Origin of the sequence: Rhodopila sp. (assembly GCF_965276935.1) — a bacterium.
Taxonomy (GTDB): Bacteria; Pseudomonadota; Alphaproteobacteria; order Acetobacterales; family Acetobacteraceae; genus Rhodopila.
The window spans coordinates 2,288,127-2,300,732 of record NZ_CBDIBS010000004.1 but is presented as its reverse complement, the minus strand read 5'-3'; the positions used below and the strand labels follow the sequence as shown (position 1 = coordinate 2,300,732).

Annotated in this window: 11 protein-coding genes; 10 read left to right on the top strand and 1 reads right to left on the bottom strand. The window is 65.0% G+C overall.

The features are described 5' to 3' along the window. Positions 1-142: 142 nt before the first annotated feature. A complete protein-coding gene (locus ACQY4S_RS26990; protein WP_428488266.1) occupies positions 143-1,528 on the bottom strand; it encodes an MFS transporter in 1,386 nt (461 codons plus the stop codon). A gap of 76 nt (positions 1,529-1,604) precedes the next feature. Here ACQY4S_RS26990 and ACQY4S_RS26985 point away from each other — a divergent pair, with 76 nt between their 5' ends. From ACQY4S_RS26985 to ACQY4S_RS26940, 10 genes are all read left to right on the top strand, one after another. Next, on the top strand, positions 1,605-2,237 hold the full coding sequence (locus ACQY4S_RS26985; RefSeq protein WP_428488265.1) for a DJ-1/PfpI family protein: 633 nt from the start codon (positions 1,605-1,607) through the stop codon (positions 2,235-2,237). A 134-nt stretch (positions 2,238-2,371) separates the two neighbouring features. Continuing rightward, the gene (locus ACQY4S_RS26980; protein WP_428488264.1) at positions 2,372-2,827 is read left to right on the top strand and encodes a methylated-DNA--[protein]-cysteine S-methyltransferase; all 456 of its coding nucleotides are present in this window, start codon (positions 2,372-2,374) and stop codon (positions 2,825-2,827) included. A gap of 40 nt (positions 2,828-2,867) precedes the next feature. Continuing rightward, complete coding sequence (locus ACQY4S_RS26975; protein WP_428488263.1) at positions 2,868-3,839, top strand: quinone oxidoreductase family protein; 972 nt, start codon at positions 2,868-2,870, stop codon at positions 3,837-3,839. Between the two features lie 497 nt (positions 3,840-4,336). Continuing rightward, a complete protein-coding gene (locus ACQY4S_RS26970; protein ID WP_428488262.1) occupies positions 4,337-5,545 on the top strand; it encodes a hypothetical protein in 1,209 nt (402 codons plus the stop codon). A gap of 135 nt (positions 5,546-5,680) precedes the next feature. After that, positions 5,681-6,487 (top strand): S8 family serine peptidase, encoded by an 807-nt coding sequence (locus ACQY4S_RS26965; protein ID WP_428488261.1) that lies wholly within the window; start codon positions 5,681-5,683, stop codon positions 6,485-6,487. A 205-nt stretch (positions 6,488-6,692) separates the two neighbouring features. Beyond that, on the top strand, positions 6,693-7,535 hold the full coding sequence (locus tag ACQY4S_RS26960) for a hypothetical protein (RefSeq protein ID WP_428488260.1): 843 nt from the start codon (positions 6,693-6,695) through the stop codon (positions 7,533-7,535). A 29-nt stretch (positions 7,536-7,564) separates the two neighbouring features. Next, entirely contained in the window at positions 7,565-7,771 is a 207-nt protein-coding gene (locus ACQY4S_RS26955; RefSeq protein WP_428488259.1) for a hypothetical protein, read from the top strand. 218 nt (positions 7,772-7,989) lie between these two features. Beyond that, entirely contained in the window at positions 7,990-9,135 is a 1,146-nt protein-coding gene (locus ACQY4S_RS26950; protein ID WP_428488258.1) for a heme-binding protein, read from the top strand. Positions 9,136-9,277: 142 nt separating this feature from the next. Next, positions 9,278-9,988 (top strand): hypothetical protein, encoded by a 711-nt coding sequence (locus tag ACQY4S_RS26945; RefSeq protein ID WP_428488257.1) that lies wholly within the window; start codon positions 9,278-9,280, stop codon positions 9,986-9,988. 376 nt (positions 9,989-10,364) lie between these two features. Then, positions 10,365-12,482 (top strand): hypothetical protein, encoded by a 2,118-nt coding sequence (locus tag ACQY4S_RS26940; protein WP_428488256.1) that lies wholly within the window; start codon positions 10,365-10,367, stop codon positions 12,480-12,482. Positions 12,483-12,606 lie beyond the last annotated feature (124 nt).

Genomic DNA, 12,606 nt, shown 5'->3' with positions numbered 1-12,606 from the left:
TATCGTGGCGGGTGCAGGGCCGCCGCAGCCGCTCTTTATGAGACCAGATGAGACCAGCACCCTAAGGCTTGGATGGCGGGGCTTCGCTCGCCATGACGGGGCGACACGTGCCGGTGCCGCCATGACGGGGCGGCGTGCCGCTCTACGGCAACCGAAGCGTTGACTGGTCAATAGACCCTGAAGCTCCCTGCCCGACAGGCCCGAAGGCTCCCTCACCGTCAATCCCGTCCCTGTGCGTCTCCTTCGCCGCCAGCACGGCAATGGCCGCCACCAGGCCGAGCACCACCAGGTAGAGCGACACCGGCCAGGTCGCGCCGGCCCAGCCCAGCAGCGCGGTGGCGATGATCGGGGCGAAGCCGCCGCTGATCGCCGCCGAAACCTGGCAGCCGAGGGAGGCGCCGGTGTAGCGCACGCGGGTGCCGAACAGCTCCGGCATCCAGGCGGCGCCGATACCGAAGCCGATGGCGTGCGTCAAGTTCATCACCAGCGCCAGGCCGGCCACGACGACCAGCGGATCGCGCGTGTCCAGCAGCCAGAACACCGGAAAGGCCGCGGCGATCGACAGCCCGACTCCGGCCAAATAGATCGGCTTGCGGCCGAAGCGGTCGGACAGCCAGCCGGCCAGCGGCAGGGTGATCAGTTCCAGCAGGGCGCCGGCGATGATCCCGTTCAGGATCAGCGGCCGCGGCAGGCCCAGCCGGGTGGTGGCGTAGACGATGGCGAAGACGGTCAGGACGTAGACCCAGGCAACCTCGGAAATCTTCATGCCGACGGCGATGAGGAAGACCCGCGGGGTTTGGGTGATCACCTCCCACGCCGGGCGGCGCGCCAGCGTGTCGGCCTGGCGGGCGCGCTGGAAGGCCGGGGTTTCGCTCAGCCGCATCCGCACGAACAGGCCGACCGCGACCAGCAGGATGCTGACCAGGAATGGAATGCGCCAGCCCCAGGACAGGAAAGCCTCCGCCGGCATGGCACTGAGCGGAATGAAGATGCCGGTGGAGGCGGCGACGCCGATCGGGAAGCCGATCTGCACCAGGCTGCCGTACAGGCCGCGCCGGTTGGCGGGTGCGTGCTCGACCACCATCAGCACCGCGCCGCCCCACTCGCCGCCCAGTCCGATGCCCTGGACAAACCGCAGCACGACCAGCAGCACGGGTGCGGCGAAACCGAGCTGGCCATAGGTTGGCAGGCAGCCGATCAGGACGGTGCCGCCGCCGGTGATCAGCAGGGTCAGCATCAGCATCGTCTTGCGGCCGAGACGATCGCCGAAATGGCCGAACAGGGTGCCGCCGAGGGGGCGCGCGATGAAGCCGACGGCGTAGGTGCCGAATGCCGCCAGGGTTCCGGTGGCCGGGTCGAAGCTGGGGAAGAACAGCTTGTTGAACACCAGCGCGGCGGCAGTGCCGTAGATGAGAAAGTCGTACCACTCGATCACCGTGCCGATCATGCTCGCCCACAGCACGTGGCGCATTGTCGAAGGGCGATCCAGCGCCCCTAGCCCAGCCGCCGTTTCGACCTGACCGCTCATGTGAAGCCTCCTTTGCCGGGGGTGCGTCCCGTGGCATGATCGGATCAGGGTGCAAACGATGTGCCGTGGGATCGACATGAAACAGCGTTCCGGCCCGTCCCTGTTCGGCGTGCTGATCTACGAGGACGTGGAGCCGATCGACATCGGCGGCACCCTCGGCGTGATATCCATGGCGCGCCATGTGCTGCCGGCGGTCCGGGCGGTGGTGATCGCGCGCCAAACCGGGCCGGTGCGACTGTCCGGCGGACTGACGGTGCTCGCGGAGCATGCAATCGATGCGGCACCGGACTGCGATGTGGCGATCGTCTGCGGCGGTCCAGGCTGGCCGGCGGCGGCGGACGTGGCGCTGCTGGCGTATCTGCGGCGGTTGCGGCCAGGGCGTGTTGCCTCGGTCTGCACCGGTGCCTTGATACTTGCCGCTTCGGGCGTGCTGGATGGCGGTTCGGCGACCACACGGCGGCACGCGGCCGGGCAGGAGGTGGAGGCGCCGCTCGACCTGCTGGGTCGCGGCGGCGCGATCAGGCCGCTTGTCGCCTCGGTGGTGGATGCGGGGGTGGTGACCGGCGGCGGTGTGTCCCTGGCGATTGATACGACGTTGTATCTGCTCGGCCGGATCTACGGAACAGCGGCGGCGGCGGAGGTGGCGCGGGTGATCGAGTATGATCGCGCGTATGCGGCGAACCGGGCAGCGCTGCCGCTGATTGTGTGATTGCTCGGTTCTACAGGCAAAGCGTGTGACGTGCAATGCGAGCGGTTTCATCCGACGTTCGAATGCGGGGATCCGCCCTTGACACAAGTCGCAAGCGCGCCTCGCATGATGTTTCGGGATCATGGATCGTCGGCGTGCCGCAGCTATCGCTTCATACACCGATCGGAGACATGGCCATCGCCGAGGCGGATGGCGCGATCGTCGCCCTCGATTGGGGCTGGGGCCGCGACCAGGACCAGACCACCCTGCTCCGCCGCGCGCAGGCGCAGCTCGAGGCCTATTTCGATGGCGACCTGCAAAGCTTCGACCTGCCGCTCGCCCCCGCCGGCACGGCCTATCGGCGAGCAGTCTGGCAGGCCCTGATGGAGGTTCCCTATGGCGCGGTGCGCAGCTACCGCGACATCGCGGCCACGGTCGGCGGCAGCGCGCGATCGGTGGGTCAGGCCAACAGCCGCAATCCCATCCCGCTGATCATCCCCTGCCACCGGGTCGTCGCCAAGGCGCATCTCGGCGGCTATTCGGGCGGCGAGGGGTTGGCGACCAAGCGCTGGCTGCTGGCCCTGGAAAATCCGGAACGTAGCCTGCTGTAACGTCCCCTGCTGTGACAACAGTCGCTCAATGGAGAATGACATGACCAAGGCGATTCGCATTCATGCCAACGGCGGCCCAGAGGTCTTGGTCTGGGAGGAGGTGCCGACCCCCGAGCCTGGGCCGACCGAGGCCTTGATCAAGCACCACGCGGTCGGCCTGAACTACATCGACGTGTATTTTCGCAATGGCCTGTACAAGGCGCCCGGCCTGCCGCTGATCATCGGGCAGGAGGGCGCCGGCACGGTCACCGCGGTGGGTTCGGCGGTGACCGATGTCGTGGTGGGGGACCGTGTCGCCTATGCCGGGCCGATCGGCGGCTATGCGACCGACCGGGTTATCGCCGCCGACCGTCTGGTCAAGCTGCCGGTGGCGATCAGCTTCGAGACCGGGGCGGCGATGATGCTGCAAGGCATGACCGCGCAGTACCTGATCCGCCGCACCTATCCGGTGAAAAGCGGCGACACGATCGTCGTGCATGCGGCGGCGGGGGGTGTCGGATTGATCCTGTGCCAGTGGGCGAAGGCGCTGGGCGCCACGGTGATCGGCGTTGTCTCCAGCGAGGCGAAGGCGGAACTCGCGCGCGCGCATGGCGCCGCGCACGCCGTGGTTGGCACCGCCAGGCTGGTGGCGGAGGTCAAGCGCATCACCGGCGGCGCGATGGTGCCGGTGGTCTACGACAGCGTCGGCCGCGACACCTTCACTGCCAGCTTGGATTGCCTCGCCCCGCTCGGCCTGATGGCGAGCTACGGCAATGCATCCGGTCCGGTGGCGCCGTTCGATCTGGGCGTGCTGGCGGCCAAGGGCAGCCTGTATCTGACCCGCCCGACGCTGGCGACGTATACCGCCAAGCGCGCCGACCTGGAGCGGGTGGCGGCCGATCTGTTCGATGCGGTGCGGTCGGGCGCGGTGAAGATCCAGGTCAACCAGACCTACGCGCTGAAGGATGCCGCGGCGGCGCATGTCGCGCTGGAGGGCCGGCAGACGACGGGGAGCACCGTGCTGGTGCCGTGATGCCAGGCGAGGGCGGATGACGATGAGGGGGAGGTTGGTCCGGTCCTTCGCTTCACCAGACCGCGACGTTGCCACCAGTCGTTACACGATCGCCTGACGCCAAGGATTGGGCCCGGAGACTGGGTCAGCCTTAAGGGCAATCACGCTTTAAGAACAGCGAGACGGCCGATATGCCAAGGTCTGCCATGGGATACGTCCCCGCACCGCTTGTCCGAAACCCCGCCACGCGCCGACCAGACGCCATCCCCAAGAGCCTGAAGCATCACCATGGCAGCTTTGACCACCTGTCGGGTCGAAACCGACGTCTGATGATCAAAAGCCAGTCAAGAATGCTGGAGAACGACGGATGACTTACTCGAGATTGGCGCCCGTCTCGTAGACTGGTTTGATCCAGCATCGCCGTTGATGACGAACGGCGGCAACCACGGTGGCGGCGAGACACCGGCGACAAGACTCTCATTGTCCACCTGTCGAGGACCGATTGAAGGGGTACGGTCATGGACGCGACAGACCATCTCCTCGGCGTTATCTATGAGGCGGCGCTTAATCCCGTGCAATGGCCCGCCGCACTTGCCCTGCTGGCGGACGCTGTGGGCGGGGTGGGTGCTCATGTGGTCGTGCTCGACAAGGCAGCCGGCGCGACCGGAGGTTTGCGACCACGTCTGAAGGTACACGGCACGCGGAGCATGGATCCTGAGGTCGCGGATCGATACATGCATGAGTGGCACGTGTTCGATCCCTTGCTGCCGGCGGCCGGGCATGCTGCCGGGCCACCCGGGACGATCATGCTTTGCCACGAGTTCCTTTCCGACGACTTCGTCGCACATGACATGTACTTCCAGGACTTCCTGATCCCATCTGGCGGTCGCTACCAGACCGGCGTAACGCTGGAGAACGATCAAGATCGCCTGGCGGTGCTGGATCTACACTCACGCGATGCTCCGTTAAAGCGAGACGAGGTTCTGTCCTGGACTTCGGTGATCGCGCATCTGCGTCGTGCCGTGCGTCTCAGCACGGTGTTCACCGAGCATCTGGAACGCGAAACCATGCTGCGCACGGCGATCGAGCGCGCAGGGATCGCCTGTGTACTGGTGAACAACGACGGGCGGATCGCCGATTACTCGCCGGCCGCCGAGGAGATGCTGGCGCGGGGCAGTGGCGTTCGCCTGGACATCGAGGGGAGGGTAAGGCTTGGCAACGAAACGGACACGCGGCGGCTTCGGGGGTTGATTACCGATGCCTGCCGTGGCGACGGTGGTGGCGAAATCGCGTTCAAGGCGCAAGGCTGCCTGACCGGGATGATTCAGGTCGTCCCTGCCGGAGTGACATGCGACAATCCGTTCAGTCTGCTGCGCTCCAGCAGCGCGCTTCTGTTTGTCGACTTTTCGCGCCCGCGGCATTCCCCGGCCCCCGACAGGATCCGTTTGGAGTTCGGGTGCAGCCCGGCGGAAGCCGACGTAGCAGCAGCGCTTGCCAGTGGCCGTGCGCCGAAAGAGATCGCTGTTGACCGCGCCACCAGCGTGCACACGGTGCGGGCGCAGATACATCGGCTCCTTGAAACGACCGGATCTCACCGGATTGCTGAACTCGTCGGCGTGATTCACGCGGACGTGAAGCCAAATCGGCGCTTCAGCCGCGGGGCATCGGACGATTCATTGCCGCCACAGTCAATTTTGACGATGTCAGGGGTTGCGCAGCGCTGGTAGCAAAAGCCTGCAATACCGACGGCGGCACTTTCGTCTCGTTTCAGACAATCGGATTTCCGCCGTTCCCACGTCGCATCCGGAAGGCTACCGATGTCAGGATCGGGCTTATTATCCGTCGTGCGCCTTGATGCGCTGATGCAACGCTCTGGCGGATGCGCGGAGGTTGCGGTGGCGTTGATCGACGGCCCGGTGGCGCAGGATCATCCGGCGCTGGCACAGACGCGGATTGAGCCGCTTGGGCCGCCGGTCGCGACCACGGTTCCCTGCACGAGTGCCGCCTGCGCGCATGGTACTTTCATCGCCGGCATTCTCGGCGCACAGCGTGGCGGCATGACTGCCGGGATCTGTCCGGATTGCACGCTGCTGCTGCGGCCGATCTTCGCGGGTGATGCGCCATGTGCGACAGCGGCCGAACTTGCAGATGCGATCATCGAGTGTACGAACGCGGGTGCGCGGGTGATCAACATCAGCGCGGCCCTTGGTCGCGCGGGAGCGGCCGAAACGGCACGGCTATCGGCCGTGCTGGATCATGCCATGCGGCGAGGCGCCGTCGTGGCGGCGGCGGCCGGCAATGACGGAGCGATCGGCGGATCGGCCTTAACGCGCCATCCCTGGGTGATCGCGGTTGCTGGCAGCGACCGCGCGGGGCGGCCGCTTGACGACTGCAACCTGGGTCATTCGATCGGACGCGGGCTCGCGGCACCTGGAGAGCGGATGCAAGGCCTGGGGCCCGCGGGTGCGACCATGTGGGCGGGCGGCAGCAGCACGGCGACGGCATTGGTGAGCGGGGCCGCCGCGCTGCTGGCGTCGTTGGCCAGGGGTATCAGCGCGGCTGCGCTGCGCGCGGCGCTGGTGCCGCAGCGGCGGCCCACCCTGGTGCCGCCGCTGCTCGATGCGGCGGCGGCATGGCAGACGCTGACCGGAGCGGAGATGGCATCGTGAGCCAGACGATATGCGAGCGCGCGACAGCGCTGCGCGCCGGACACCTGCGAGGGTTTGTGACGGGGCGGGCGATCGGTCTTGATGATCGTTTCAGCGGTGCTGCCGACGCTGTTAGGCCGCGAACCCGCAGCGGCCGCAGAGGGCGCGCGCTGGTGATGAAGGGGTGGCCGACCCTTGCGCCGCAGCGAACAAAGCGAGGGGAGCGATGAGCGACATCATGACGGATGCCGTCGCGTCGGCAGGCACGCCCTGCCAGGCGTGCGCGACGACGGCACAAGCCACCTATGTCTACGTCATCGGAAGGATCGAGCCGCGCATCCCGCGCGCGGCGGTCGAGAAGGAACTTGTACAGGCAACGACCCGGTCCGGGACAAATGGGCTGACCGATCGCGCCATCCTCCACGCCGTGCTCGACCGACGCGAGAACCGCTACCTTGCGCGCAAGCTCTGCTGGGTGCTGCGGGTGCAAGGGCTGGAGACCTATCTGCTGAAGCCTGCCGATGCCGCCGAGATCGATCTGTTGATTGACGCCGTGCGGCCGAGGCCAAGCCCGCTGGATGTCGACGTGGTCATGGGCGTGCGCGGCGGGCTGGCCGCGCCGGAGCTGTGCAACGGGTTGATGCTGCCGATGATAACATTTGATACGATCTACTCGTTCGACCGGCCGGCGCTGATCGGCACGATCCCGCTGCCCGAGGGCAGCACCGCGGAAGCGTTCGCGCCGATGGCCGAAGAGTTGCTGGAGCGCATCCTGCAGATCACCGACAATGCCGGGGCGAGCGACGAGGATCGCGCGATCAACTATCTCGCGGTGCGCTATCCCGCGATCTATGCACTGGTGGCCGCGCAGCATGCCGGCAATGCGTCACTGAGCGGAATAGAGGTGCGGCCGTCGTCACTCAGCGGCGCGCGGCGGATCGTTGAATGCATCTTCGCGTTCCGCAATCGGGCGACGGATGTCGGGGAGAAGTTCTTTACCCGGGTGGATGTGAGCGAGGAATTCCCGTTTCTCGTGACAAAGCTGCAGCCTTACTACGAGCGTGTTTGAAAAGTATTCCATCGCGAAAGGAGAGGAGCATGCGTATTCCTGGTTTCACCGCGGCCGCATCGTTGGAGGCCTCGGCGCAGAGCTATCTGACCATTGCCGACCGCGCGGACGGCGGCGGCGTACGGCCGGCGCTGAGCAGGCAGAATTGTTTCCGGTTGTGCGGCGGCGACGACGACTGCGTCGCTTGCTGTCTGTGCGTTCAACGCGGCGGCAACCCGACGCACTGTTGCATCTAGATCTTTGCTTGACCGCATGATTCACACACTTCGAACGTTCCGATCAGCGTGATCATGCTTCAGGACAGCGGAAGCGTGCCCTACATCGCGTTACAGTCGCAGCTTTCGTTTCCAAGCCGGGCGTCAAGCGGTGTGTTCCGGCACCGGTTTACGCGGTAGGGCCTACCGACCGCGAGACATACCGACTTCCCATCCCTTTCACGATCGCGGAGAAAGTCATGTCAGCAACGAATGTGGAACAAGCACCGCCCGAGAACAGGATTCCCACGGTTCGTCGAAGCCCTCCCGCCAACCAGGTCCTGGCGGATCTGGGTCTTCTGTCGGATCTGGCGGGGACCTGGATGGGGACGGGTTTCAATCTCGTGGCACGGCCCGACAAACAGGGAAATGCGATACTTTACCTGGAGCTCAATCAGACAGAGGAGCACCTAAAGTTCGATCCGATCATTTCGTCGATTCCCAATCGCGGCTTCGTACAGGACGACATCGAATTGTTCGGCCTGACATATCTGCAAAAGATCAGCGATGCCGTGACCGGCGGCGCCCTGCATATCGAACCTGGCATCTGGATCACGCAACCCAGCACGACCCAGCCGCCGGTCACGGCGCCGCCAGGACAGCAGATCATCGCGCGAATGGGTTCCATTCCGCATGGCAATGCAATTCTCGCGGAAGGTGTGGCCGCGCGCTTTACCGGACCGCCGACGCTCAAGGCCGGAGCGGTGGAATATCGTGGCTCGATCTTTCCTTCCTTCAACAGCACTCCATTTCCGGTGGGAGGCGCGATCTTCGCGGCCGATACGTCCGAGTTCAATCTGCCTCCACCGCCGCCGCCAGCGCCGGCCCACGGCTTCACGCAATATACCATCGCCAATGCCGCCAGCGCGCTCAATCCCAGGACGCCGTTCGGCAATACGCCGGCGGTCCCGCTTCCCCCGAATATCGACGGCGTTGCCATCCAGGATGTGGTCAACGACCCGATCAAGCTGCTGCAGCAAATTATCAACAAGCAGGTCGCGGAAGGCTTCACGTTTGAAGGGACCGTGCTGAACATCGCATCGCAGACGCCGATCCAGTTCGGCACGACAGCGAACGCGCCGTTGCCGGCTGCTCCGGTCGCCGTAGCGGACGGCGGAGGCGGCATTGAGAACATCCCGTTCCTGACGCCAAACGCGAATTCGGCACTGGTCTACGCGACGTTCTGGATCGAGAAGGTCAGTCACGCCAATATCAATGGCAGTTTTCTGCAACTTCAATACGCACAAATGGTGCTGCTGAACTTCCCGATACTCGGACCGCCTCCGGGACCCAACTTTAGCTGGCCGCACGTTTCGGTAGCGACGCTGCAGAAGGTTTTTGGCTGAAGCGACGGAACCGATGATTGCGCAACACATTGCAAATGCGACGGCCTGGTCCGCTTCCATCGGACAGCCTGGCGGTCCCGTTCCAGGCGTGGCCGCACATTGCCACCGACGGTCAGCGGTGCCGGGCTGGATACCACGAGCGATGGGAGCGGCCATCCTGGTGGCTGCGACAGCGAACTGTAGCGCGATGCCGGGCGCCGGCGGTTCGGCTGAATCCGCGGGCGCCGCCACCTCCGCACCGCGCCCAGCGCCCGCTTCGGGGCTGATAACAGGGGTCGTGACGGATGCCATTGGAGGCAAGCCGCTGCCACATGCCGTTGTGGAGTGGCAACGCGGCGTTCAGCGACTGCAGGGTGCGACGGACGCTGACGGCCGTTACAGCTTTGCGGTGCCTGTCCCGGTGGATGACGGTGCGGCAAGCACGGTCGTCTCCATCGTGGCGTGGTCGAACCTATACGACACCGTCCGCCGCGACGCCGAAGTTCGTTCGGGGCGTGCGGCCCATGTCGACCTTGCGCTTCGGCGGAAGCGTGCCGCGGACATTGGCAGGATCGAGGGACGTGTCACCAACACGACGACCGGGCAGGGCGTCGGCGGGGTCGCTGTCACGGTCGCTGGTGCGGGCCTCCCGATCGCGACGAAGACGCGCGCGGACGGAACGTATCTCCTCCCACAGATCGGATTAGGCCAAGTGCTGACAATCAACGCCACCACCGAGGTGCCGCCGTGCCTGGCCGGAGCGGAGCGCCCTTTCGCGATGACGCGGCCGGTGGTGATCCAGGATTTCGCGCTACCGGGCGTATATGTGACACAGCTCTTTTGCCCATCGAGCGTCCCGCGTCAGTTGCCATAACCATAACGCATCCTGGGGCGGCGGAAAGCAGGAGTGCATCTAGGCGGTCCGGCCAGCAGACCGGCGGTGAGTGAACAGCAGAGGTGGGAGCGTCATGACGTACGAGTCGGATCGATCGTTTCGTTCCAGTTTCAACAATCGCAAGCGAGATCCCGTCACCTGGTCGCAAGCTCTTACTCTGTCCGCTTGCCGATACAGGTTCGCGCCGTTGCTGCCGCGTGCCGTGGACGTCATCCGGACCGGCACGCGAGCGCTGATCCTCGTCATTGTCGGGCTCGCTGTTTCCGCCTGCCCACAATCTCCGGCCGGTCCGCCAACGCCGCCCCGATCGAGCTTGCCAGATGACACCAGCATTCAATGGTCGCAGGCGGACGTCTTGGCCATTCAAAGCCAGAACGACCCGAACTCCGATGCCTGGAACGCCGGGCACGTCAACGACATCATCAAGTTCCGCGATCCGCTTGGCGGGTTGGTGGTCGCGGCGGATACCGGCGGGGTGTGGGCGATCACCATCCGGCAGCAGGCTATTCCCCTGAGCGGTTCGTGGACCTCGGTCGAGATGACGTCGCTGGCCCTGGGTCCCGACGGCTCGCGACACGTCTACGCTGGCACTTACAACAATGCGGAATCGCCCGGTGGCGTGCTGTGGGAGACGGACACGTCGGCCAACGCCCCCTTGCTGAATTGGTACCAGGTCAACCCGAAGCCCCCATGCGGCAACATCAACAAGCTTCTTGTCGTCAACCGCCTTATTGTCCTGGCGTGCGACAATGGGGTCTGGTGGTCGGCGATTCCATCGGCACCGAGCGCACACGGCACATACCAGTGGGGTCAGGCTGTCGCCGGATCCGGCACCGGTCCGGCGTCGCTGTCCACGGGATTCTCAAGCCTGGCACTCGGTCCGACGACCGACAACGGTCAGCCGACGATTGTTGCTTCGACGAACGATACGACGCACGCGGCGCCTGGTCAGGTCATCTTCTGGGGCGGGTGGTCTGGAGGAAACCTGGTGCTGAACGCGGCGCGTGTCGATCAGGGCGCCGGAAACCTTTTCCTGTTCGTCGGAAGAACATCTGTCGCTGCCTGCCTGCAAGATCCGACTTCGATGTACGCGGTCGGCGCGGACGCGAACAACAGCCTGATCGCCGGTGTCTGGCACTCGGGTGATAGTGGGAAAACCTGGTCGCTCGTTACGACGCCAGCCAACTCCGACGGCCAGGGCTGGTGGAACAATTCGATTGCCGTGGCCAGCGACTGTCATGCCGTCGCCGTAGGTTGGTCAGGCAGTCAGACCGGCGGAACATTCGTTTCATACGATTCGGGAAATTCATGGACGAAGCTTGGTGACAACCTGGGCCTGTATAGCAATCTTCATGCGGATGTGCATGCGCTGACGTTCGACCCGACCGACCCGACGACGCTGTTCATCGGCAGCGATGGCGGCGTGGCGTCGGTCGGGGGATTGGTCCAAGGCGGGACACCCAAATTCACGAGCAACTGGAGCCGACATCTCTTCAACATGCAAATCTACCATGCCAGCGCCAGCTCACGGGTGAATGGACTGGTGGCGGCTGCCTTGCAGGACAACGGCACCCTGTTCGCCCAGTTGCCTGGAGCATGGGAGCATCTGACCGACTGCGGGTGCGACGGAGGCAACGTGCGGTTTGTTGGACCCTCTGGACTGCCGAATGCGACCGATCTGCTGTTGGAAGGCGAGTTTTCGGGAAGTCCCTTTCCGTGGTCTTCGGACCGATCCAACGCGAGCGGCGCCCCCACCTTTGGTTTTAACACGCAGCAGGGCGTCCCGATCGGCAGCAACGCCAAGAACCCGCTGACGAGCAATGCGCCGGTCAGCCCGGTGCGCGTCCCGCGCTATGCGAATTCCGCCGGGCAGACGATGTTGGCCGCGGCGGGGCTTGCGCAAACCGTGTATGGGCTTTTTGCCGACGCCGACGGCGACAACATGCATTGGGACCCGCTGGGCCTGATTGGATCGGGAAACGTATCGGCGGTGTCTTCACGCGACGGCACGGATGTCATTGCCGGCACGGACAACGGCAATCTTTACCAGCTTACGCAGCCATACGGCAGCAACGCGTCACAGCTCTTCATCAATCCGCCAGCCACGGGTTCCGCCAGCGTCAGCAGTGTCGTGGAGATCTTCTCCTCGATCGCGTTCGCGGCGTACAATGCCGGCGGCAATGGATACGTGATACGGTGGGACGGCCAAAGCTGGAACGCTGCCAGCGGCTCACTGCCAAACACGGTGCCCTTCACCTCAATCGAGGCGCCGGATCTCAATGCAGTATTCGTGGCCAGCAGGACGAACGTCTACTCAACCCACGATTCAGGCAACACCTGGATGATCGCCTCGGACGGTCTGCCGTATGTGGATCAGGGGATGGACCTCCAGGCCATGACGCAGCCTGACGGCACGCGCTACCTGTATCTTGCCACCTACGGCTGGTCGCTGTGGCGGGCAAAGCTGCCATAGAAGGCGTCCTGGACGTGTCTTGGCTTTCCGATTGTTCGGATCCCGACGAGAGGCTCGGCACCGCGCTGGCGCTTGCCGGCCGTTGCGAATTCGGCAGTCGGGTTCCGCGGTACGGCCGAACGCT